General features: G+C 69.5%; 21 protein-coding genes and 1 pseudogene. 4 read left to right on the forward strand and 18 right to left on the reverse strand.

Features of this window, described 5'->3' with window-relative positions; genetic code table 11:
- Nucleotides 1-182 precede the first annotated feature (182 nt).
- The 6 genes and pseudogenes from OG844_RS18115 to OG844_RS18140 all read right to left on the reverse strand — a co-directional run bounded on the left by OG844_RS18115 (nucleotide 183) and on the right by OG844_RS18140 (nucleotide 9,043).
- On the reverse strand, nucleotides 183-386 hold the full coding sequence (locus tag OG844_RS18115; RefSeq protein ID WP_023586116.1) for a cold-shock protein: 204 nt from the start codon (nucleotides 384-386) through the stop codon (nucleotides 183-185).
- A 994-nt stretch (nucleotides 387-1,380) separates the two neighbouring features.
- Nucleotides 1,381-2,136 (reverse strand): hypothetical protein, encoded by a 756-nt coding sequence (locus tag OG844_RS18120; protein WP_406391544.1) that lies wholly within the window; start codon nucleotides 2,134-2,136, stop codon nucleotides 1,381-1,383.
- A 13-nt stretch (nucleotides 2,137-2,149) separates the two neighbouring features.
- Complete coding sequence (locus OG844_RS18125; protein ID WP_406391546.1) at nucleotides 2,150-4,471, reverse strand: RHS repeat-associated core domain-containing protein; 2,322 nt, start codon at nucleotides 4,469-4,471, stop codon at nucleotides 2,150-2,152.
- Nucleotides 4,472-4,829: 358 nt separating this feature from the next.
- A pseudogene (locus tag OG844_RS18130) lies at nucleotides 4,830-5,061 on the reverse strand (hypothetical protein); the annotation flags it as partial.
- 489 nt (nucleotides 5,062-5,550) lie between these two features.
- Complete coding sequence (locus OG844_RS18135) at nucleotides 5,551-6,894, reverse strand: class I SAM-dependent RNA methyltransferase (RefSeq protein ID WP_406391548.1); 1,344 nt, start codon at nucleotides 6,892-6,894, stop codon at nucleotides 5,551-5,553.
- Nucleotides 6,895-6,994: 100 nt separating this feature from the next.
- Nucleotides 6,995-9,043 (reverse strand): APC family permease, encoded by a 2,049-nt coding sequence (locus OG844_RS18140; protein ID WP_406391550.1) that lies wholly within the window; start codon nucleotides 9,041-9,043, stop codon nucleotides 6,995-6,997.
- Between the two features lie 367 nt (nucleotides 9,044-9,410).
- Here OG844_RS18140 and OG844_RS18145 point away from each other — a divergent pair, with 367 nt between their 5' ends.
- A complete protein-coding gene (locus OG844_RS18145) occupies nucleotides 9,411-10,079 on the forward strand; it encodes a TrkA family potassium uptake protein (RefSeq protein ID WP_329206645.1) in 669 nt (222 codons plus the stop codon).
- A complete protein-coding gene (locus OG844_RS18150; protein WP_329206646.1) occupies nucleotides 10,079-10,756 on the forward strand; it encodes a TrkA family potassium uptake protein in 678 nt (225 codons plus the stop codon). Before OG844_RS18145 ends, OG844_RS18150 begins: the two co-directional genes overlap by 1 nt.
- 86 nt (nucleotides 10,757-10,842) lie before the next feature.
- On the opposite strand, the gene OG844_RS18155 is transcribed toward OG844_RS18150, so the two are convergent.
- The 8 genes from OG844_RS18155 to OG844_RS18190 form a co-directional block, all read right to left on the reverse strand.
- The gene (locus OG844_RS18155) at nucleotides 10,843-11,613 is read right to left on the reverse strand and encodes a DUF3159 domain-containing protein (protein ID WP_406391551.1); all 771 of its coding nucleotides are present in this window, start codon (nucleotides 11,611-11,613) and stop codon (nucleotides 10,843-10,845) included.
- A 3-nt stretch (nucleotides 11,614-11,616) separates the two neighbouring features.
- A complete protein-coding gene (locus tag OG844_RS18160) occupies nucleotides 11,617-11,967 on the reverse strand; it encodes an OB-fold nucleic acid binding domain-containing protein (RefSeq protein ID WP_383179311.1) in 351 nt (116 codons plus the stop codon).
- A gap of 152 nt (nucleotides 11,968-12,119) precedes the next feature.
- On the reverse strand, nucleotides 12,120-12,812 hold the full coding sequence (locus tag OG844_RS18165; protein ID WP_356429983.1) for a response regulator: 693 nt from the start codon (nucleotides 12,810-12,812) through the stop codon (nucleotides 12,120-12,122).
- 55 nt (nucleotides 12,813-12,867) lie between these two features.
- Nucleotides 12,868-15,411: a DUF4118 domain-containing protein gene (locus tag OG844_RS18170; RefSeq protein ID WP_406391552.1), complete on the reverse strand. Its 2,544-nt coding sequence runs from the start codon at nucleotides 15,409-15,411 to the stop codon at nucleotides 12,868-12,870.
- Nucleotides 15,412-15,558: 147 nt separating this feature from the next.
- Nucleotides 15,559-16,293, reverse strand: a complete 735-nt coding sequence (locus OG844_RS18175) for an ABC transporter ATP-binding protein (RefSeq protein ID WP_406391553.1) — start codon at nucleotides 16,291-16,293, stop codon at nucleotides 15,559-15,561.
- Between the two features lie 130 nt (nucleotides 16,294-16,423).
- Nucleotides 16,424-17,197, reverse strand: a complete 774-nt coding sequence (locus tag OG844_RS18180) for a DUF3710 domain-containing protein (RefSeq protein ID WP_351178915.1) — start codon at nucleotides 17,195-17,197, stop codon at nucleotides 16,424-16,426.
- A 1-nt stretch (nucleotide 17,198) separates the two neighbouring features.
- Nucleotides 17,199-17,726, reverse strand: coding sequence for a dUTP diphosphatase (gene dut, locus OG844_RS18185; RefSeq protein ID WP_351178930.1), 528 nt, complete (start codon nucleotides 17,724-17,726; stop codon nucleotides 17,199-17,201).
- A complete protein-coding gene (locus tag OG844_RS18190; RefSeq protein WP_406391555.1) occupies nucleotides 17,726-18,310 on the reverse strand; it encodes a PaaI family thioesterase in 585 nt (194 codons plus the stop codon). Before OG844_RS18190 ends, dut begins: the two co-directional genes overlap by 1 nt.
- Nucleotides 18,311-18,368: 58 nt before the next feature.
- Between OG844_RS18190 and OG844_RS18195 the strand changes: the two genes are divergently transcribed.
- Nucleotides 18,369-18,824, forward strand: coding sequence for a DUF3093 domain-containing protein (locus tag OG844_RS18195; RefSeq protein WP_406391557.1), 456 nt, complete (start codon nucleotides 18,369-18,371; stop codon nucleotides 18,822-18,824).
- 4 nt (nucleotides 18,825-18,828) lie between these two features.
- On the opposite strand, the gene OG844_RS18200 is transcribed toward OG844_RS18195, so the two are convergent.
- From OG844_RS18200 to OG844_RS18215, 4 genes are all read right to left on the reverse strand, one after another.
- On the reverse strand, nucleotides 18,829-19,785 hold the full coding sequence (locus tag OG844_RS18200; RefSeq protein ID WP_406391559.1) for a hypothetical protein: 957 nt from the start codon (nucleotides 19,783-19,785) through the stop codon (nucleotides 18,829-18,831).
- Between the two features lie 12 nt (nucleotides 19,786-19,797).
- Nucleotides 19,798-20,094, reverse strand: coding sequence for a DUF4193 domain-containing protein (locus tag OG844_RS18205; RefSeq protein ID WP_003965732.1), 297 nt, complete (start codon nucleotides 20,092-20,094; stop codon nucleotides 19,798-19,800).
- Nucleotides 20,095-20,498: 404 nt separating this feature from the next.
- Nucleotides 20,499-21,731: a sensor histidine kinase gene (locus OG844_RS18210; RefSeq protein WP_406391560.1), complete on the reverse strand. Its 1,233-nt coding sequence runs from the start codon at nucleotides 21,729-21,731 to the stop codon at nucleotides 20,499-20,501.
- 7 nt (nucleotides 21,732-21,738) lie between these two features.
- Complete coding sequence (locus OG844_RS18215; RefSeq protein ID WP_329206664.1) at nucleotides 21,739-22,392, reverse strand: response regulator transcription factor; 654 nt, start codon at nucleotides 22,390-22,392, stop codon at nucleotides 21,739-21,741.
- A gap of 362 nt (nucleotides 22,393-22,754) precedes the next feature.
- Between OG844_RS18215 and OG844_RS18220 the strand changes: the two genes are divergently transcribed.
- Complete coding sequence (locus OG844_RS18220) at nucleotides 22,755-22,928, forward strand: hypothetical protein (protein ID WP_167359495.1); 174 nt, start codon at nucleotides 22,755-22,757, stop codon at nucleotides 22,926-22,928.
- Nucleotides 22,929-22,945 lie beyond the last annotated feature (17 nt).

A 22,945-nucleotide genomic window follows, 5' to 3' on the forward strand; every position in this document is an offset into this window, starting at 1 on the left:
GCTGAAATGGGTGACGCGATGGGGACGCAAAATTCGGCCGTCGGCCGCAATGCCGCTCAAGGAGCCGCGTGTGTGGAAACTGCGGATTTCTCCGAGCCGTCCCGCACCGCTGCGGGATACGCGTGCAGCCGGGGCCCGCACCCCGAAGGATGCGGGCCCCAGCTGCAAAGTGTGCGTCAGCGTCAGGCCGGAACGATGTTCTCGGCCGTCGGGCCCTTCTGACCCTGCGCGATGTCGAAGGTGACCTTCTGGCCTTCGAGCAGCTCGCGGAAGCCCTGGGCGGCGATGTTCGAGTAGTGGGCGAACACGTCAGCGCCGCCACCGTCCTGCTCGATGAAGCCGAAGCCCTTTTCCGCGTTGAACCACTTCACGGTACCAGCAGCCATGTCATATCTCCTTTGGGGCAGTACATCGGAAGCCGCACCGTGCGGATTCCGTGTCGCCGCGATGATTAACCCCGTCCGGAAAATGACCGGAAACACAAAAGCGCTCCCGCCGGCAGGAGCCGGGTGGGGGCACTTGTAAGTTTTGGGAACCACAACTGCAACTGAGATCGACAGTAGCACGCCGCAGCGCCTTGCGTTGGGTTGCGCAATTCCCCTTGCTCATTACGCCAAAAACCCTTACTGCATGGTCCGTCAAACTCTCACCTCGCGGGCGCAGATATTAATTCACCTGGACTGCAATGTTTCGGGAGGAGCGGTGTGCAAGCCGCTACCGGGACCCGAAACCTACGCAACTGTCCGCACGAGCGCCTTTCATTTCCATGCGTGTCCCGTGCGGGGGAGTTCCTCGTACAGCAGTCGGCCGGCCAGCGCCCCGCCGAAGACGACGGCGTCAAATGAGCGTCACGGCCGGTGCGCGCAAGTCTTAGTGCACGGTGGGCTACATGCCTGCACCGGAAATCCTTCAGGAGGAAAGCCAGGCGGGGCGCGTCGTCGCCGGCGTCCACCACGATCAGGATCTCCCGGGCGCTGTCCTTCTATGCCCGGCTGCGACCAGCTGCTCGACGAGCTCGCGCATCTGCCCGGCGGTAACAGGCGCGGCATCGTCGCCCAGTACCAGACGGAGTGCACACGGCGCGGCACTCCCAGGGACGGCCCGTCTCCAGTGCGCAGATCACCGAGTAGGGCGGGCCGGGAACGGGAACGTGCGGGTCCTTGCCCACGTACAAGGTCCGCTGCGGTGAGGTGTGGGAGCCTGGCCGCAGTCGGCACCAGTCGGCCGCCCGCGGCACCACGGCCAGGGCCCGCCGCAGCCGGGCCATCGACCCGCTCCACGAACGGCTGTGCAGACCTTCCGCAGGGGGCAGAACACAAACGGGGGTGAACCTGTCACTGCGGCGAGATGGAAGGGGACCGTTGTCGAATCGGCCGACCGTCACCGGCTCCCGTAGTCCTCAACCAGTTCGCCGATGAAAGCGAGGAGCGCGTCAGCCCTGTTCCGGTCCTCACGCTGGTCGCGCAGCCTGTGGTCAAGCTCCCGCAGGCCGGACACGGCGGCCGGTTCACGGCGCCGCACCGCGTCCAGCCACGGCGTGGTGATGAGGTCCATGCACGTGGTGAACAGGACCCGCGTGGACGGGGCGGGGGGAGCCGGGTCGGGGGCGGCGAACCCGGTGGTCACGTACCGGACCGGGTCGGTCAGACTCCAGCCGGCGACGGCACCGTCCTGAACGAGGAGTGCCACGTCCGGGGCGATGCCGATGCGTGCCTCCAGCGGTTCGTCGAGGACATCGAGATCGCGCAGACAGGTCAGTACGGCGTCCTCCGGGGCACGGCAGAGCTCGGTGGTCACCTCAAGGTGGAAGTCCCGGGCCTCGTCCGCGCGAAGACCTCCCGGGTGGACAGTGGGGGTTACGGAAAGGCGGGCGGAGTCCTCGGGGTCGGCGGCCTCACCGGCGACCTGAAACTCGGCGCCGACCAGCTCCTGGTCTTCTCGGTCGAACCGGAGCTCGTCAGGCGTGTCCCACAGCCACGGCCCACTGCCGAAGGTATCCAGAAGGAACGCGCCGCGTTCCTCTACGTTCGAATACTCCGCGATGCGCACACGGAAGTCCCGGAAGTCGAAACGCGGAGTGAGTCGCAGCGGCTCGCCCGTCACCATCACGGTCCAGTCATCGATGGTGATTCTCATGGTGGACGCCTCCTCATCTGACCTGCTCTGCGGGGGCCATGTAGCCGTTCTTGGCTGGAATCCTGCCCTCCACCACGTCAATGTGCGTAATCGGCGCACCCGGGTCGGTGGGCAAGCCGCCCAGTGCCTGAGCCCCCGAAGGACCCTTGATGCCGGACGAACCGTATGCCGTGATGACGTTGCCTGCCCCGGTACGGTCGGCACGGGTGACCACGATGTCCTCTCCCTGACGGAAAATCAGGTTTCCGCTGCCTGCTGTCGAGTGATACACCGCGTCCGGCTTCTTGAGGACTTCCATGACCATCTCCTCGGTGAAACCGTGGTCGTTCGCGTGGTAATTACCGGCCTTCTGCATCTTGCCGTCCTGCGCCCGTTCGATGACCTTGTCCATGGCGCTGAGGGCGTCGTCCCGGGCCTTCTGTGCCTTCTCTTCCTTCGTGTACTTGGGCATCAGGCCCAGCGGGTCCGACGCGGTGTGCGGGTTGTCCACGTAGCTGACGGGGTTCGGCGCGGGGGCGAGGCCGAGGGGGTCCGGGGAGGTGTAGCGGCCGGTCTCCGGGTCGTAGTGCCGGAGGTAGTTGTAGTGGAGGCCGGTCTCGGGGTCGTAGTACTGGCCGGGGAAACGCAGTGGGGTGTAGGCGCTGTTGTCCCGGGCCCAGGCCGTGGTGCCCCACAGGGTGCTGCGGCTACGCCAGGCGATGTCGCCCGTCTCCTCGATGAGTTCGGTAGGGGTGCCGATGAGGTCTGTGGCGATGGCGAAGAAACGGCGGTCGATCTCGCGTTGCCGGTCATCGGCGGTAAGAAGGCGCTCGGTTTGGGCAAGAGGGGTGTGGCCGCGGTGGTCCCAGGTGAGGGCGACCGTGTTCGGCCCGTCCGGCCCGTGACTGGTCTGTTCGCACAGGGTCAGGCCGTCCCAGGTGAACCGGACCTCCTCGACCACGCTCTCGCCACCGTCCGCCAGGCGCTGTTTCGCGGTGCGGCGTCCGAGCGGGTCGTAGCGGTACCTCCAGCGGGCCCCGTCGGGGGTGGTAACGGAGGTAAGGCGGTTCTCCGTGTCCCACGTGTAACGCCAGGTGTCCGGCTTGCGGGAAAGCCGCGTCTTCTGCCGCAGGGTGACCCGGCCGAGGGCGTCGTACTCGAAGCGGACGTCGCCGGCCCTGGTGAGGGCGGTACCGGTGTAGGCACGTGGTCCGGTGGCCTCGCGGCCGGGGTGGCCGGATGGCCAGGACGCCGACGTCTGGTTGCCGGATTCGTCGTAGGCGTACCGCTCCGTCCATCCCCGGGCGTGGACGGCGGTGACCCGGCCCGCCCGGTCGAGGTCGAGGGTGCGGGTGCCCGACAGGCGGTCCGCGACGGAGGTCAGCTGACCGTCGGCGCGGTAGGAATAGGCGCGGTTGTTCACCTCGCGCCCCGCGGCGGTGATGTGCTGCGCGGAGAGCCGTCCGGCCTCGTCCCAGGCCGAGGACACGGTGACCGCGTCGCTGAAGACCCGGGCCAGTTCCCGGCCGGCCGCGTCGTGTCTGAAGTCGATCCGCCGATCGCCGCTGGTCAGGCGCTCGGTCAGTCCGTCGGCGCCGTAGGCGTAGGAGGTGACGTGCCCGGTGGGCGTGGTGCGGCGGGTGCGACGGCCCAGGGCGTCGTAGGCGTACAGGATGGGGCGGCCGTCGACAAGTTCCGTCTTGGTGAGTCCCCGGCGGTCGTACTGGTAGCGCAGCTCGCCGTCCGGACCGGCGGCCTCCAGCAGGCGTCCGGACCGGTCGTAGCCGTAGGTGGTCACGCGGCCGTCGACGTCCTTGCGGACCACCAGGCCGAGCTGGTTGCGTTCGAACGAGATGGTCCCGCCGAGCGCGTCGGTGCGGGTGGCGAGTCGGCCCGCCGCGTCCACCCGGTAGGTGACGGTGCGGCCGTCGAAGTCGGTCTCGGAGACGACGTCGCCCGCCGCGTCGTACTCGTAGGTCCAGTTCAGGCCCTGCGCGTTACGGACGCGGGTGAGGCGCAGCGCGGTGTCGTGCTCGAACTCGAACTCGAACCGTGAGCCGTCGGGGCGGGTGCGGGCGACCGGCAGGTCGAAGTGGGTGTACTCGAAGCGGGAGACGCCACCGGACGCATCGGTGCGGGTGAGCAGGTTGCCCTCCCCGTCGTACGTCCACGATTCCGTGGCGCCGTCGGGGCCCCTACGGCGTGCGAGCTGACTATCCGCGTCCCATTCCAGCTGCGTGACCCCTCCCACCGGGTCGGTGATGCGGACCGGCCTGCCGAGGGAGTCCCTCTGCGTGCGGGTGACGGCGCCGGCAGGGTCGGCCACCTCCACGGGCAGCCCCGCCGCGTTGCACACCGCGTGCGTCGTGGCGCCGAGGGCGTCGGTGACCGAGGTCAGCCGTCCGGCGCTGTCGTAGGTGTAGCGGGTGGTGGCGCCGGCCGGGTCGGTGACTGCCGTGCGGTTGCCGCGTTCGTCGAATTCGTGGACGGTGCGGGCGCCACCCGGACCGTAGACCTCCGTCGGCAGGCCGAACAGCCCTCGTACGGTGCGTAGTTCGCTTCCGTCGGGGCGGACGGAGGAAATCAGCCTGTCGTGCTCGTCGTACGAGAAGGCGGTGGTCAGGCCCAGCGGGTCGGTGCGGGTGCTCGTGTTACCGCGCGCGTCGTAGGTGAACCGGGTGGTGTGGCCGAGCGGGTCGGTGACGGCCAGGAGCCGGCAGCCGGGGCCGAAGCCGCCGCGCCAATGCGGGCAGCCGCTTCACCCCGGCCAGGACGCGGGCCACTCCGCTCGCCGTGTCCAGGGCCTTCGACTCGCCCAGCAGCAACAGGAATGGCCACACCATGTTGTAGCGGGTGGTCGGCGCCGCCCGCATCGCGACGCCGCCGAGTCCTCGTCCCCGGCACCAGCGAGACCACCATCGCGGCCGCGCTCATCACCACCGCCCGCCATCAGTTCAGGAAGGATCTCCGTGTACCCGAGGGAGCCGAAGAGGGCCTTGACCCGCCGAGTGATGTCGTCGTCCGTCAGCCGCCCGAGCGTGGGGCCTCGGCGCAGGGCGAGTCCGACGCCACCGCGCAGCGCTGGCTCCCCTTCCGCCAACAGGGTCTCAGCGGTGTCAAGTTGCCGCCCCACCACGTGTGCCACGACGACCCGGCTCATGGCCCCTCATGCGCGTCCCCGCGATCGTGCACGAGCCAAATCGGAGACGGGCGTCGGGGCTGACCTTTCCCTCTGGCTTGACGGGCGGAATCCGACCACACCGGCAGAGCGTGAGCGTCATATGAGCATCAAAAGCAACGAAACCCGAGCACTCCCGGCTGCCGCCCTACCCGTCGCTCCACACAAAACCGCAGGTGAGCCCGTAGTGAGGAGCCCAATCTGTTGGACACGGTGAGCCAGGTCGAGAAACGCCCCCTGAAACAGAAAACCGCAGGTCAGGCACCCTTCTCAGCAGGCTCAAGGATCGCGACGCACTCCACGTGGTGGGTCATCGGGAACAGGTCGAACGCCCGCAGCGTGCGGACCTTGTAGCCGCCGTCCTTGAAGTACGCCAGGTCCCGGGCCAGTGCCGCCGGGTCGCAGGCCACGTAGGCGATCTTGCGCGCGCCCAGCCCCGACAGGTGCTTGACGACCTGCTTGCCGGCACCGGCGCGGGGCGGGTCGAGGACGATGAGGTCGCACTCGGTGATGCCGGTGCGCGGGAGGATCTGGTCGACCTTGCCGTGCTCGATGCGGACGCGGTCGAGGTCCTGGAGGTTGTGGCGGGCGTCCTCGACGGCGCGCTTGCCGGACTCGATGCCGAGCACCGCGCCCTTCTCGCCGATGCGCTGGCCGATCGCGCCGGCGAAGAGGCCGACACCGCAGTAGAGGTCCAGGGCGGTGTCGTTCTTGCGGGGCAGCAGGCCCTGCATGACCGCGCGGACCAGGGTGTTGGCCGCCTGCGGGTGGACCTGCCAGAAGCCGCCCGAGCCGACGCGGTACGTACGGTCGTCTGCCCGCTCGCGGACGAAGGCGCGGCCGTGGACGCGGTGGACGCCGCCGTCCTTCTCCTCGACGCGGAGCACCGAGACGGGCTTGTCGAGCTCCACGAGCGGCAGCCGGCCGCCCTCCTTCGGGGTCAGGATGACCTGGCGGTCGTGCGAGCCGGTGGCGGAGATGGCCTCGACCGACGCGATCTGCGGCCAGTCACGCTTCTCGATGCCCAGCTCGGAGACCCCGGGGGCGGCGATCATGCAGTGGTCGATCGGCTGGACGTCGTGCGAGCGGTGCTTGCGCAGCCCGGCCCGGCCGTCCGCGTCGATCGTGTACTGGACGCGGGTGCGCCACGCGGGCACCTCGCCCGGCGGGAGCTTGTCGCCCTCGGCCGGCATGACGGTGCCGTCCCAGCCCGCTTCCTCGGGGGTGAGGCCCGCGAGGCGCTGCAGCTGCTCGGCGATCACTTCGCCCTTGAGGCGGCGCTGGGCACCGGGCTTGGCGTGCTGCCAGTCGCAGCCGCCGCACTTGCCGGGGCCCGCGTAGGGGCAGGGGGCCTCGACCCGGTCCTTGGACGCCTCGATGATCTGTACGGCGTCGGCGCGCAGGAAGCGCGAGTCGCTCTCGCCGTCGGTGACCCGGGCCACGACCTTCTCACCGGGGAGGGTGTGCCGTACGAAGAGGACCTGGCCCTCGGCGGTGCGCGCGATGCAGTGGCCGCCGTGTGCGACGGGGCCGACCTCGACCTCGTACTCCCGACCGATCAGAGACTCCCCGGCCAGCGACGATGTGGATTCGTTCTGCATGAGGGGATGGCTCCAGAGATCAAGGGGAAAGCGGCCGGACAACAACCCACGAGTCTACGTGGATGTCGCCCGGCCGCTTACCACGAACGGTTGCACCGAGTCAGCCCTTGTGACCGGTTTCCTTGTTCCGCCGCTCCACAGGGCCTCGGCGTACCGATCCCGGGGCGGTCCAGTCCGCGCGCTTCCTGGCACGCAGCTTCGCGGCCTCGGAGGACTCCAGCTGGTAGGGCACCGAGGTCACCATGACGCCCGGGGTGAACAGCAGCCGGCCCTTCAGCCGCAGGGCGCTCTGGTTGTGCAGCAGGTGCTCGTACCAGTGACCGACCACGTACTCGGGGATGTACACGCTGACCACGTCGCGGGGCCTGTCCTTGCGCAGGCCCTTCACGTACTCGATGACGGGACGGGTCACCTCGCGGTAGGGCGAGTCGAGGATCTTCAGCGGGATGTCGATGCCGCGCCGCTCCCAGTCCTCCTTGAGCACCTTGGTCTCGGCCGGGTCGACGCTGATGGAGAGCGCCTCCAGGTGGTCGGAGCGAACCAGTTTGGCGTAGGCGAGGGCGCGCAGGGTGGGGCGGTGGAGCTTGGAGACGAGGACGATCGAGTGCACGCGGGAGGGCCGCACGGTGTCGTCGGACGGGGTGTCGGAGGCGGCGATCTCCTCGGCGACGCGGTCGTAGTGCCGTCGGATCGCGGTCATCGTCCCGAAGAAGATCACCATGCCGAGCAGTGCGACCCAGGCGCCGTGGGTGAACTTGGTGGCCAGGACGACGACGAGGACCAGCCCGGTGAAGAAGGCTCCGAAGGTGTTGATCGCGCGCGAGCGGACCATGTGGCGGCGCTTGGCCGGGTCCCGCTCGCCCCGCAGATGGCGGTTCCAGTGCCGCACCATGCCGGTCTGGCTGAGCGTGAAGGAGACGAAGACGCCGACGATGTAGAGCTGGATCAGCCGGGTCGAGTCGGCCCCGTAGATCCAGACGAGCAGGATCGCCGCGCCGGCCAGCAGCACGATGCCGTTGGAGAAGGCCAGACGGTCGCCGCGGGTGTGCAGCTGGCGCGGCAGGTAGCGGTCCTGGGCCAGGATCGAGCCGAGCAGCGGGAAGCCGTTGTACGCGGTGTTGGCGGCCAGGAAGAGCACGAGGGCGGTGGCCGCGGCGAGGAGAACGAAGAAGAACGTTCCGTCACCGAAGACCGCTGCGGCGACCTGGGAGATCACCGGGTCCTGGACGAAGCCGGCGCCGACCGCGACACCGTTGTGGATCAGGTCCTTCGCCGGGTTCTCGGCCATCTTCACGTCGGTGGCCATCGCGAGGCCGATGATGCCGCAGAACATGGTGACGGCCAGCAGGCCCATCGCCGCGAGGGTGGTCGCGGCGTTCTTGCTCTTCGGCTTGCGGAACGCGGGCACGCCGTTGCTGATCGCCTCGACACCGGTGAGCGCGGCACAGCCGGAGGAGAAGGCCCGCAGCAGCAGGAAGACGAGGGCGAAGCCGGCCAGCCCCTGGTGCTCGGGCTTGATCTCGTAGTCCGAGGTCGGCGCGTGCATGGTCTCGCCGAGGACCAGCCCCCGGAAGGCGCCCCAGAGGATCATGGCGAAGACCCCCGCCACGAAGAGGTACGTCGGGATGGCGAAGAGCTTTCCGGACTCCTTCACGCCCCGCAGGTTCATCAGGGTCAGCAGCACGATGGCCCCGATGGCGCAGAGCGTCTTGTGCTCGACCACGAAGGGGATCGCGGACCCGAGGTTCTCCACCCCGGAGGAGATCGACACGGCGACGGTGAGGACGTAGTCGACGAGGAGGGCGCTGGCGACGGTCAGACCGGCCTTGGGGCCGAGGTTGGTGTTGGCGACCTCGTAGTCACCGCCACCGCTCGGGTAGGCGCGCACGTTCTGCCGGTAGGAGGCGACGACCGTGAACATGAGGACCACGACGGCAGCCGCGATCCACGGGCTGAAGTGATAGGCCGACACGCCCGCGATGGACAGTACGAGGAGGACTTCTCCCGGTGCGTACGCCACAGAGGACAGCGGGTCGGATGCGAAGACGGGGAGCGCGATGCGCTTGGGGAGGAGTGTCTCTCCCAGCTTGTCGCTGCGCAGCGCCCGGCCGATCAGGATCCGTTTGGGCACGTCGGTCAGTTTGGACACGCTGAGGATCGTAAGCGTTGTGAAGACGGGCCGCCGAAGCACCACCCCCTCGGTGCCCGTAAATCCTTCATAATTACCCGCCCTCACCGGAAAAGTCCATGGAATCCTTAACGGAATCCTTGCGGTGCGAGCGGCGGAGCGAGGGTCCGCGGGCCCAGCGGTGCAGCCCCCGCGGGGTTCCCTTTGCCCTTCCGGCCGCGGCGTACGCACACTCGGATGAGGCAGTGGATGCGGCGCCGCATAAGCTCATCCCCGGGCAACACCGAAGGTGGTTGCCCCATTGTTTGCCCCGCAAGCTGAGAGAGAAGTGTGAGCAGGGTGTTTTCGCAGGTCATCCGGACGACCAGGACTGCGAGGTAGGCGCAAGGTGCACATCGTCATCATGGGCTGCGGCCGAGTCGGAGCCGCACTCGCACAGACCCTGGAGCAGCAGGGGCACACGGTCGCCGTGATCGACCAGGACCCCACGGCGTTCCGCCGGCTCGGTTCCGGGTTCGGCGGCCGGCGGGTGAGCGGGGTCGGTTTCGACCAGGACACCCTCCGCGAGGCCGGGATCGAGGAGGCCGGGGCGTTCGCAGCGGTGAGCAGCGGCGACAACTCCAACATCATCGCGGCCCGGGTCGCCCGCGAGATGTTCGGCATCGAGAACGTCGCGGCGCGCATCTACGACCCGAAGCGTGCCGAGGTCTATCAGCGTCTAGGCATCCCGACCGTCGCCACGGTCCGCTGGACGGCGGACCAGATGCTGCGACGGCTGCTGCCGTCGGGTGCCGAGCCGCTGTGGCGTGACCCGAGCGGTGGTGTCCAGCTCGCCGAGGTGCACACGACGCCCTCCTGGATCGGTCACAAGATCAGCACGCTGCAGGAGGAGACGGGCGTTCGCGTCGCCTTCATCACCCGCCTGGGCGAGGCCATACTGCCCTCGTCGCAGACGGTTCTGCAGGAGGGCGATCTGGTCCACGTGATGATGCGTACGGACGAGATCGCGAAGGTCGAGGAGGCCTTTGCCGAAGGTCCTGAGGAGGGCGGTCACTGATGCGCGTGTCGATTGCCGGGGCCGGCGCGGTGGGGCGTTCCATCGCGGCCGAGCTCCTGGAGAACGGGCACGAGGTGCTGCTGATCGACAAGGCGCCGACCGCCATCTCGGTGGAGCGGGTCCCGATGGCCGAGTGGCTGCTCGCGGACGCCTGCGAGATCACGTCGCTGGACGAGGCCGCGCTGCAGCGGTGCAACGTGGTGATCGCCGCGACCGGCGACGACAAGGTCAATCTGGTCGTCTCGCTGCTCGCCAAGACCGAGTACGGCGTTCCGCGGGTCGTCGCCCGGGTCAACAACCCGAAGAACGAGTGGCTGTTCAACGAGTCCTGGGGGGTCGATGTCGCGGTCTCCACGCCGCGCCTGATGTCCGCCCTGGTCGAGGAGGCGGTGAGCGTCGGTGATCTGGTCCGGCTGCTGCGCTTCAGCCACGGCGACGCCAACCTCGTCGAACTGACGCTGCCCCCGGAGTCGGCCCTGGCCGGCACCCCGATCAGCGATGTGGCCTGGCCCGAGGACACCTCGCTGGTCACCATCATCCGCGGTACGCGCGTCCTGACGCCGAGCCCCGAGGAGACCCTGGAGGCCGGTGACGAGCTGCTGTTCGTGGCCGCCCAGGCCCGCGAGGAGCAGTTGGAGGACCTGCTGTCGGTCCGCCGCGAGCCCTCCGACAGCTGAGGCACCGAGGCACGCAGCAGGAGAGGGGCCCGGAACCGTGACATACGGTTCCGGGCCCCTCTCCTGCTGCGTGCGTACGGGCCGGGTCAGACGTCGTAGTCGCGGGCCTCGGCGGCCCGGGCCTTCTGCGCGTCCTTGCGGGCCTTCTCGGCCTCCTCCTGCGCCTCCATCTCGGCGAAGACGTCGATGGGCGGCGGCGCCTTGGCGAGGAAGACCCAGGTCAGATACACCGCGAGCAGGAACGGCGGGATCTTGAGCGCGACGAGCACCCAGCCGAGCTGCGTCGTGTCCGCCCACCAGTACAGGGGGAAGAGGATCGCGCACTTGGCGAGCAGGATCAGCCCCCACGCGTAGCTGGCCTTGGCGTAGGCCTTCTTGCGACCGGGGTTCCTGGTGCGCCAGGAGAGGTTCTCCTTGAAGACCGGACCGAGGATCAGTCCGATCAGCGGCACCCCGGCGAGGGTCGTGATGAGGTAGGCGAGCGCCAGGCCGAGCGTGTAGATCATGCCCGGCAGATAGAAGTCCTTGGCGTTGCCCGTCATCATCGCGAAGACCACACCGAAGGCGACGCCGAAGACGCCGCTGAAGGCGTGCTTGACGGTGTCCTTGCGGATCAGCCGTACGACGACGAGCACCAGGGACAGCGCCAGCGCGGCGATGGCCGAGGCCTTCAGGTCCTTGTTGACGGTGAAGATCGTGACGAAGAGCAGCCCGGGCAGGACTGTCTCCACCATGCCGCGCACGCCGCCGAAGGCCTCGAAGAGCGCGGCTTCCGTGACCGCTTTCGCGTCGGCTGCCGACTGGTCGGTGCTGTGGGGCTGGTCCGTGTCGGGCGTCGGCTTGTCGAGAGACGTCACCGGCTACTCCTTGCCGAGTGGTCGGAGTTCGTATTTGGGGTTGAACAGCACCCGGCGCCCGTGACTCATGGCGATGCGGCCCGAGGCTATGAGCTTGCGGCCGGGCTCGATGCCGATGATGGAACGCCGGCCCAGCCAGACCACGTCGAGCGGCGCGGTGCCGTCGAAGAGCTCCGCCTCCAGGGCGGGCACTCCGGCGCGCGGGCGCAAGGTGACCGTCCGCAAGGTACCAGCCACCTTGACGATCTGGCGGTCCGAGCACTCGGAAATGCGCGTGCAGCCCGAGGCGTGCGTGTCCTCCTGCAGCTCCTCGGACTCCAGGTCCTCCTGGGAACTGGACAGCCGGTCGAGCATGCGGCGGAAGCGGCCGGACGGCTTCTCGGCCCTGCCGGCCTTCTCGAATCGGGGAACAGCGCTCATACCCGAAGGGTACCGGTCTCCTGTGGTAAGGGCTGGCCCGAGGGGGTCCCACCCGAACGGGTGACCAAGGTCGCCCCCGAACCCCGTCAGCCCTTCTCGAAGCGGTAGCCCATGCCCGGCTCGGTCACGAAGTGCCTGGGGTGCGAGGGGTCGGCCTCCAGCTTGCGGCGCAGCTGCGCCATGTAGACCCGCAGGTAGTTGGTCTCGGTGCCGTAGGAGGGCCCCCACACCTCCTGGAGCAGCTGTTTCTGGCTGACGAGCCGGCCCGCGTTGCGGACGAGGACCTCCAGGAGGTGCCACTCCGTGGGGGTGAGCCGCACATCGCGGCCCTCCCGGTGGACCTTCTTCGCCGCCAGGTCCACGGTGAAACCCTGGGTCTCGACGATCACGAGGTCGTCGGCCCCGTCCTGGCCGACCGGTTCGGCCCTGCGCACCGCCGCGCGCAGCCGGGCCAGCAGTTCGTCCATGCCGAACGGCTTGGTGACGTAGTCGTCGGCGCCGGCGTCCAGGGCCTCGACCTTCTCGTCGGAGGTGTGGCGGGCGGAGAGCACGAGGATCGGCACACGTGTCCAGCCGCGCAGGCCCTTGATCACCTCGACGCCGTCCATGTCCGGCAGTCCGAGGTCCAGGACGACGACGTCGGGATGGCGGGCAGCGGCGAGCTGGAGGGCTGTCGCGCCGTCGGGCGCCGCGTCCACCTCGTACCTGCGCGCCTTCAGATTGATCACGAGGGCGCGTACGATCTGCGGCTCGTCGTCGACCACAAGCACCCGGGTCATCGCGATCCTGCCTTTCCTGAACATGCGTACGAGGTGGGGTTCCGCCCCGGGAGGTTCACGAGGTCACCTGGACGGGCAGGCCGGGGTCCACACCGATCTGCCCCGGTACCGCCTTGAGCGTGAGGACCATCGTGAGCCCGCCGCCCGGGGTGTCCTCGGCCCCGAGCGTTCCGCCCATGGACTCCACGAAGCCCCGGGCGACGGCGAGCCCGAGGCCTACTCCCGCGCCGCGGGGGGCGTCGCCATAGCGCTGGAAGGGCTCGAAGATCCGTTCCTTGCCCTCGTCCGGGACACCGCGGCCGCGGTCGGCCACCCGTAGCTCGACGCGTTCGCCCAGGGCGCTGGCGGCGACGGTGACGCGGTCCCGGCCTGGGCTGTACTTGACCGCGTTCTCCACGATGTTGGCGACGGCCCTCTCCAGCAGCCCGGGGTCGACGGCGACCATCGGCAGCGTCTCGGGGATGTCGAGGTCGACGCTGCCCTCGGGCACGCCCCCCAGGGCCATCGGCACCACCTCGTCGAGGTCGATCTCACGGATGAGCGGGGTGACGGTGCCGGTCTGCAGACGGGACATGTCGAGGAGATTGCCGATCAGGTGGTCCAGCCGGTCGGCGCCGTCCTCGATGGCGGCGAGGAACTCGGCCTCGTCCTCGTCGGACCAGGCGACGTCGTCGGCGCGCAGCGAGCTCACGGCGGCCTTGATGGCCGCCAGCGGGGTGCGCAGGTCGTGGCTGACGGCGGCGAGCAGCGCGGTCCTGATCCGGTTGCCCTCGGCCAGCCGCCGGGCCGCCTCGGCCTCCCCCACCAGGCGCTGCCGGTCCAGGACCACCGCGGCCTGCGCCGCGAACGCTCCGAGCACCCTGCGGTCCTCGGCGGGCAGCACCCGGCCGGAGAGGGCGAGCGCCATGTTGTCGCCGACGGGCATGTCGACGTCGGCGTCGTCCGGCCGGGTCACGGGGGCGGGGCCGACGGATCCGGCGCAGGTCCACGGATCGACGTCGCTCTGCCGCTCCAGCAGGGCGACGGACTCCATGCCGAAGGTCTCGCGGACCCGCTCCAGCAGGGCGTCCAGCGCCGTCTCGCCGCGCAGGACGCTCCCCGCCAGGGCGGAGAGGATCTCCGACTCGGCACGCAGCCGTGCCGCCTGGTGGGTGCGGCGGGCCGCAAGGTCCACCACGGAGGCGACCGCGACGGCCACCGCGAAGAAGATCACGATGGCGACGAAGTTCTCCGGGTCCTGCACGGTGAGCGTGTGGGTGGGCGGGGTGAACCAGTAGTTCAGGAGCATCGAGCCGACGGCTGCCGAGGCGAGCGCGGGCGCCAGTCCGCCGAGCAGGGCGGCGGCGACCGTCAGGAAGAGGAAGAGCAGGACGTCGTTGGCGAGGCCCGGGCCGTTCTCCAGGCGGAGCAGGAGCAGGGTGAGCAGGGCAGGTCCGGCGACGCCCACCGTCCAGCCCCAGATGATCCGGGTGCGGCCGAGCCGGGCGCCGCGGGCCATGGGGAGGCCGCGTCCCTTGGCGACCTCTTCGTGCGTGACGATGTGGACGTCCAGGTCGGGTCCGGACTCGCGGGCGACGGTGGCGCCGACTCCGGGTCCGTAGATGTACTGCCAGGCCTTGCGGCGGCTGGAGCCGAGGACGATCTGGGTGGCGTTGACGCCTCGGGCGAATTCGAGGAGCGCCGAGGGTATGTCGTCGCCGATGACGTGGTGGAAGGTGCCGCCCAGGTCCTCGACGAGGGTGCGCTGGACCGCGAGCTCCTTGGGCGACGCGGACGTCAGACCGTCGCTGCGGGCGATGTACACCGCGAGGATCTCGCTGCCGGAGCCTTTGGCCGCCATCCGGGACGCCCGGCGGATGAGCGTACGGCCTTCGGGGCCGCCGGTCAGTCCCACCACGATGCGTTCGCGGGCCTGCCAGGTGGTACGGATGTTGTGTTCGCCGCGGTACTGCTGGAGGTACTCGTCGACGCGGTCGGCGACCCAGAGGAGCGCCAGCTCGCGCAGGGCGGTGAGGTTGCCGGGGCGGAAGTAGTTGGACAGGGCCGCGTCGACCTTGTCGGACCGGTAGATGTTGCCGTGCGCCATGCGGCGACGCAGCGCCTGGGGCGACATGTCGACAAGTTCGATCTGGTCGGCCCGGCGTGCCACCTCGTCGGGGATGGTCTCCTTCTGCCGTACACCGGTTATCGACTCGACGACGTCGCCGAGCGACTCCAGGTGCTGGATGTTCACGGTGGAGATCACATCGATCCCGGCCTTCAGGAGCTCCTCGACGTCCTGCCAGCGCTTGGCGTTGCGCGAGCCCGGCACATTGGTGTGGGCCAGTTCGTCCACCAGTGCGACGGCGGGGGCCCGCTCCAGAACGGCGTCGACGTCCATCTCCGTGAAGACCGCGGAACGGTACTCGATCTCGCGTCGGCGGATCTGTTCGAGGCCGTGCAGCAGGACCTCGGTGCGTTCCCGTTCGTGGTGCTCCACGAACGCGACGACGCAGTCCGTGCCCCGTTCCACCCGGCGGTGCGCCTCGGACAGCATCGCGTACGTCTTGCCGACGCCGGGTGCCGCACCCAGGTAGATCCGAAGCTTGCCGCGTGCCATGGCCCCATTGTCTTCTCTGAACCCGCCGCCGTGGATCCGGCGGCTGCTTCAGAAGCTACCCCGAGGATTTCCGGCATAAGGGACCAGGGGTGGGCGCAGGGTCCGTATTGACGGGATTCTGATGCGGGCCACAGGTGTGCCCGCGGTTCACACCTCCTCGACGATGTGCCCGTCACTGAGCTCCAGGACCCGGTCGGCGAAACCGAGCAGCTGGGCGTCGTGGGTGGCGACGAGAACGGTGACGCCCTCGCTGCGCACCACGGCCCGCAGCAGCTCCATGACCGCGAGGCCGGTCTCCGCGTCGAGCTGTCCGGTGGGTTCGTCGGCGATCAGGAGGGCGGGCCGGTTGGCCAGCGCACGGGCGATGGCGACACGCTGCTGCTGGCCGCCGGAGAGCTCTCCGGGCCGCTGCTGTGCGTGGTCGCCGAGGCCCACCAGGGAGAGCAGGAGCGCCACCCGGTCCTCGCGCTCACCCGGCTCCGCCCTGCGCAGCCGCATCGGTACGCCGACGTTCTCCGCCGCGGTCAGGATCGGGATGAGGCCGAACGACTGGAAGATGAAGCCGATCCGGTCCCTGCGCAGCTCCAGCAGGCCGTTCTCGCCGAGCTCGGAGAGGTCCGTACCGTCGACGGTGATCCGGCCGCTGTCCGGTGAGTCGAGGCCGCCGACCAGGTTGAGCAGAGTCGTCTTGCCGGATCCCGAGCGGCCTTTGAGCGCGACCAGTTCCCCGCGCGGGATCTCGAAGGAGACGCCGCGCAGGGCGCGCACGGCGGCCGCGCCGGTTCCGTACGAGCGGTGGAGGTCCTCGATCCGCACCATGGGCCCGCCGGCCGGGCCCTCGGCCACTGCCGTGCCGCTCTGTCCGGTGGCGCTCTCGGTCATGTCTCTCCCCGGTACGTACGTGCTCTCGTCGCCGCCAGTATGTGCACGAGGCACACGCACGGGCAATGGCCGGTGGGCCGCACCCCGTCAGGGGTACGGCCCACCGGCCGGATCATGCCGTGCGAACCGCTCAGCGCACCTCGGTGATCTCGGGTCCGCGCTGGAGCTGGCCCATGCCGCCGGAGAACTTCGAGCTCTCCTGGTCCTCCTGCTGCACACCCTCCGGCACCATCTGGGCGTCGTTGGGAAGCTTGAGGACGATCGGGTCGCGCGGGGCCATCGGGCCGTCGCCACGGACGACCACGGTGTCCCGGAAGATCGTCTCCAGGAGTCCGGCCGCCTCCGGCTGCACGGCACCCTGGCCGGAGATCACTCCGCGCAGGAACCAGCGAGGTCCGTCGACACCGATGAAGCGCACGAGCTGTACGCCGTTCTTCCCGTCGGGGAGCTGGACGGGGACCTGCGCGCGCAGCTCCCAGCCCAGCGGGCCCTCGACCTCGTCGATGATCCCGCCCTGCTGGGTGATGCCCGAGGCGATCTCCTCGCGGACCTCGCCCCAGATGCCCTGCTTCTTGGGGGCGGCGAAGGCCTGCAGCTGGACCGCGCTGTCGCGCAGTACGACGGTGGCGGCGACGATCGCGTCACCGGCCACCTCCACCCGCAGCTCCATGCCTTCGACTCCGGGCACGAAGATGCCGCCGAGGTCCACCCGGCCCTCACCGGGCTGGGAGACCTCGGAGATGTCCCACGGCCCGTCCGGCCTGGGCGCCGGCGGAAGGTTCGTCCGGCGCGAGCCGGATGCGGCACCGTCGGTGCCATCGAGCTCGTCGGCGACCTGCTCGGCCTCGCGCGCTTCGTCCGCCCTGTCCTCGGCGGAACCACTGTTCTTGCGACGTCCGAACACGTCACTGTCCTTCCCGGTCGGATACGACCGAAGCGTAGCTGTTCCCACCCTGGGTGTTACCGCCCCTGACGCCGTCCACGGCGGCGTGACCGCCGGTGGACCCGAAGCCCCCCTCGGCCCGCGCCGAACCGGGAAGTTCCGCCACCTCATGGAAGCGCACCTTCTCGACCTGCTGGACGACCAGCTGGGCAATCCGGTCGAACCGCTCGAACCGCACGGTCTCGCGCGGGTCGAGATTGACCACGATTACCTTGATCTCCCCACGGTACCCGGCATCAACCGTCCCTGGGGCATTCACGAGGGCCACTCCGCAGCGGGCTGCGAGGCCGGAGCGGGGGTGCACGAACGCCGCGTACCCGTCGGGCAGCGCGATCGACACCCCGGTGGGGAGCACCGCCCGCTCGCCCGGGGCGAGCTCGGCGGCCTCCGTGGTCACCAGATCGGCACCGGCATCGCCCGGGTGCCCGTAGGCGGGAATCGGCACGTCCGGGTCGACCCGGCGGATCAGCACGTCGACGGGATGGCGCATCACGGGTTCACCTCGAAGGCACGGGCACGCCTGACCTGGTCCGGGTCGGCCATCGCCGCCCGGATCTCCTCCGGTCGACCGTTGTCGATGAAGTGGTCCATCTTGACCTCGATGAAGAGGGCCTCGGCACGGACCGCGACGGGCCCCTCGGGGCCGCCGATCCGGCCCGTGGCCTGGCAGAAGATCTTCCGCCTGTGCACTGCGGTGACCTCGGCGTCCAGGAAGAGCACCGTGTCCACCGGTACCGGCCTGACGAAGTCGGTCTCCAGCCGTCCGGTCACCGCGATCACCCGCAGCAGCCAGCTCAGGGCACCGAGGGTCTCGTCCATCGCCGTGGCGAGCACGCCGCCGTGCGCGAGCCCCGGAGCACCCTGGTGCGCGGGCTTCACGGTGAACTCGGCGGTGACGCTCACTCCCTCTCCGGCCCGCGCCTGGAGGTGCAGCCCGTGGGGCTGCTCATCTCCGCAGCCGAAACATTGCTCGTAGTGCGACCCGAGCAGCGTGCCCGGCGCCGGGGCATCGGGATGCCGTTCCGGCTTCGCGGCATCGGCCGGGGGTGTCAGACGTGTAGATGTTCCACTCACAGGCGCAGACCTTACCCGCGCGGCCGATCGCAGGTCGCGCCGTGCCAAGCTTGGCTCCATGCAGCCTTCCGCACCGCCCTTCGACGAACGTCTCACCGCACCCCGCACGTGGTGGCTCATCGCCTTCGGGGTCGGCGTCGCCTGCGCCCTGATGCTCCTGCCGCTCGGCACGCTGCCCATGCTCGGCGGTCTGGCCGGCGGCACCGTCGCGGCCGCCGTGGTGGTGAGCTCGTACGGCTCGGCACGCGTCCGGGTGGTGGCCGGCGCCCTCGTCGCGGGCGATGCGCGGATCCCGCTGTCGGCGCTCGGCGACGCCGAGGCGCTGGATGCGGAGGAGGCGCGGGCCTGGCGCTCGTACAAGGCGGATCCCCGCGCCTTCATGCTGCTGCGCAGCTACATCCCGACCGCGGTGCGGGTGAAGGTCACGGATCCGGACGACCCGACGCCGTACGTCTACCTCTCGACCCGGGAGCCGCAGGCCCTGGTGGCCGCCCTCACGGGCGTCCACGCCTGAGGCCCTAGGCGCCGGGCTCGTCGAGCCCCTTCGGCAGCTCCTTCGCGGGCACCGCGGGCTGCTCCAGCGGGGGCAACTCGGGGAGCCGGTCCCAGGTGACCTGCTGCTTGCGCAGATCGGCCCTGACCCGGTCGGCCAGCTTTCTGGTGTCCCGGCGGTTCATCAGGGCGCCCACCGCGGCGCCGATCATGAACGGCATGAGGTTGGGCAGGTCGCGCACCATGCGCTTCATGATCTGCTGACGCAGTTCGCGCTTCATCTGCCCGCCCAGCGCCGCGTTCAGCGTGGTGGGGCGCGACACGTCGATACCGCGCTCCTCCGTCCAGGAGGTCAGATACGCGGTGCTGCGCTGCCCGAGGTTGCCCGGCGGGCGCCGGCCGTAGACCTCGTGGAGCTCGGCGACGAGCTTCATCTCGATGGCTGCCACACCGGTGATCTCGGCGGCCAGCTCGGCCAGCATGGCGGGGGGTACGGGCATCATGGCCGCCGCCCCGATACCCGCGCCGACGGTGGCGGTCGCGTTGCACGCGCCCGCGACGAGCTTGTCGGCGAGTTCCTCGGGACCCAGTCCCGGGAACTGCTTGCGCAGCCTGGCGAGGTCGCGCACAGGGATGCGGGGAGCCATGTCGATGATCCGGTCGGCCAGCTGGCCGATTGCCGCCCTGGCGCTCTCCCCGCCCTTGTGTACGCCCCGTTTCAGTTTCCTCAGACGGCCTGCCCCGGTCGTGGACTCCGTCGTGCCGTCCGGTCCCGGCATCTCCGGAGATGCCGCTGCCCGGACTGCTTCGAGCGAGGCCGACCGGCCCCGCTCGTCGTCAGATGTGCCGGGAGAGGGCGGCAGGGCGGCCTGGTGCTCGGCAGGCGTGCTTACGCCTTCTGCCGGGCCCGTACCGCCCTGATGCGCCTCCGACGACTTCGTGCGCCGCAAGCGCCGCTTCCGGAACGGTGTGTCGCCTGCCACGGCCGGCCTGCCTCAGTCGCAGTCGCGGCAGATGGGCTGGCCGTTCTTCTCGCGCGCCAGCTGGCTCCTGTGGTGGACCAGGAAGCAGCTCATGCAGGTGAACTCGTCCGCCTGCTTGGGCAGGACCCGCACGGCCAGCTCTTCGTTGGACAGGTCTGCGCCGGGCAGCTCAAGGCCTTCTGCCGCGTCGAACTCGTCCACGTCGACGGCGGATGCCGTCTTGTCGCTCCGACGAGCCTTGAGCTCTTCGAGGCTGTCCTGGTCCACGTCGTCGTCAGTCTTGCGTGGGGTGTCGTAATCCGTTGCCATGTCGCTCTCCCCCTCTTGGGTGTCTGCGGTGTCTCAGCGCACGTAACGCGTGAGAGGCCGGACTTGTGCCCGACCTGAGGCGGAGATTTTGCCTCACATCAAGGTCTGTTACTCAATCGACACCCAACCGGATCTCCCGAGGGCGATCAGCTTGGGTGGCGATGGGGACCGTACACGGTCCGATTGCTGCAGTTCACGGGTGCCACCCCGTGTACTTCCCGTGATATCGACCCCCGGAAACCCGGACGTTTCCCGGCTTTCCGGCAGAGACGTGATCACCGAGAGTAGAAGGACCGAAAATGGCTCCTGTGATCGATCACACAGGGAGTCAACGGGACAGGCGCCCGAAAATTCCGCCCAAAGCGAACAGAGCGATCCAATGCGGCTTCACACCGCGAAGCCTCTCAGACCGGCAGGGTGACGCGCATCACGAGACCACCGCCCTCGCGGGGCTCCGCGATGATACGGCCTCCGTGCGCCCGCGCGACGGACCGTGCGATCGACAGGCCGAGCCCCACCCCCTTGTCGCTGCCTGTGCGCTCCGTACGCAGCCGCCTGAACGGCTCGAAGAGGTTGTCGATCTCGTAGGCGGGCACCACAGGACCTGTGTTCGAGACCACCAGGAGTGCCTGTCCGGGCTGGAGCTCCGTGGTGACCTCCACCCAGCCGCCCTCCGCCACGTTGTAGCGCACGGCGTTCTGTACGAGGTTCAGCGCGATCCGCTCCAGGAGGACACCGTTGCCCTGGACGACGGCCGGGGCACGCTCGCCGCGGATCTGCACCGCCTTCTGCGCCGCCTCGGCGCGGGCCTGGTCGATGGCGCGGTCGGCGACCTCGGCGAGGTCCACCGGCTTGCGCTCGACGATCTGGTTCTCGCTGCGGGCGAGCAGCAGCAGGCCTTCGACCAACTGCTCACTGCGCTCGTTGGTGGCGAGAAGTGTCTTGCCCAGCTGTTGGAGCTCCGTAGGGGCTTCCGGGTCGGAGAGGTGCACCTCCAGCAGGGTGCGGTTGATCGCGAGCGGCGTGCGCAGCTCGTGCGAGGCGTTCCCGACGAATCGCTGCTGGGCCGTGAAGGCCCGCTCCAGTCGGTCCAGCATCTCGTCGAAGGTGTCGGCGAGCTCCTTCAGCTCGTCGTCCGGCCCGTCCAGCTCGATCCGGCGGGACAGGTCCGTGCCGGCCACCCGGCGTGCGGTGCGGGTGATCCTGCCCAACGGGGACAGGACGCGGCCGGCCATGGCGTAGCCGAAGGCGAAGGCGATGATGCTGAGGCCCACGAGGGCCAGCAGCGAGCGGTTCAGCAGGGAGTCGAGCGCCTGCTGGCGCTGCTGGTTGACGCAGGCGTTCATGGCGGCGTTGAAGGTCTCCGGGCTCGCCGTCTTCGGCAGGTCGCAGACCTCACTGGTGACCTGGCCGTTGACGATCCGGAACGGCAGGTCGCTGCCCACGTTCAGCGCCTGTGCGGCCAGCATGTAGATGATCGAGAGCAGCAGGATGCCCGCGATCAGGAACATGCCGCCGTAGAGCAGCGTGAGCCTTATCCGGATGGTCGGGCGCAGCCAGGGGTACGGCGGCTCCTGCGGCTTGGGCTCCCAGGTGGGTTTCGGAGGCGCCTTCACGGGCGCCGGGGAGGCGGCCACGGGGCGCTCAGATCCGGTATCCGGAGCCGGGCACGGTGACGATGACGGGCGGTTCCCCGAGCTTGCGCCGCAGGGTCATCACCGTCACGCGCACCACGTTGGTGAACGGGTCGGTGTTCTCGTCCCACGCTTTCTCCAGGAGCTGCTCGGCCGAGACGACCGCGCCCTCGCTGCGCATCAGCACCTCGAGCACGGCGAATTCCTTCGGGGCCAGCTGGATCTCCTGCTCGTCCCGGAAGACCTCGCGCCGGTTGGGGTCGAGCTTGATGCCGGCCCGCTCCAGAACGGGCGGCAGGGCGACCGTGGTGCGGCGTCCCAGTGCGCGTACCCGCGCGGTCAGCTCACTGAAGGCGAAGGGCTTGGGCAGGTAGTCGTCCGCGCCGAGCTCCAGGCCCTCGACCCGGTCGCTGACGTCCCCGGACGCGGTGAGCATGAGGATCCTGGTGGGCATGCCGAGCTCGACGATCCTGCGGCAGACGTCGTCGCCGTGCACCAGCGGGAGGTCCCGGTCCAGCACAACGACGTCGTAGTCGTTGACCCCGACGCGCTCCAGGGCCGCCGCTCCGTCGTAGACGACGTCGACGGCCATGGCCTCCCGGCGCAGTCCGGTGGCCACCGCATCGGCGAGCAGTTGCTCGTCCTCGACGACGAGTACGCGCACGGCGCAGTCCTTCCCTAGATCTCCAGAAACACGGCGAGCGGCCCTCGTTCCGGCCGCTCGCTGCACGTCAGCGGCACCGACTGTGCGCGTCCATCCTGCCCGTAACGCGCATAAACCGGCGGTAAGACGACGGGGCCCGGGCGGCGCCTCCCGGGAATTCATCGGATTCCCGGGCCAGTTGAGGTTTCTCCGGCATGCGGCCCGGGGAGGACGATTTCACACCCGCGATCACGCCATGCACGTGGCGTTCCACAGCCCGCTCTTCTCCCCGGAGGGCCTGCGTGATCACCCGCCCCCGACCGCTGGCCGGGGGAATCCCGGGCACACCCCCGTGCCACCGACCCACGATGAGGGGGCGCTCCATGGACGCTTTCACCGCAGGTCTGCTGCAACGAATCAAGACCACCGAGTCCGATCTCACGAGGGCTCGCGAGACGGGCGACGACTTCCTCGCGGACGTCGAGCAGGGAGAGCTGGACGACCTGCACCGCCTCGCCGCCGAGCACGGCGTCGAAATCAGCGCCACAAGCGTCTGAGCCGCCGCGAGAGGGCC

The sequence above is a fragment of the Streptomyces sp. NBC_00887 genome (assembly GCF_045207585.1).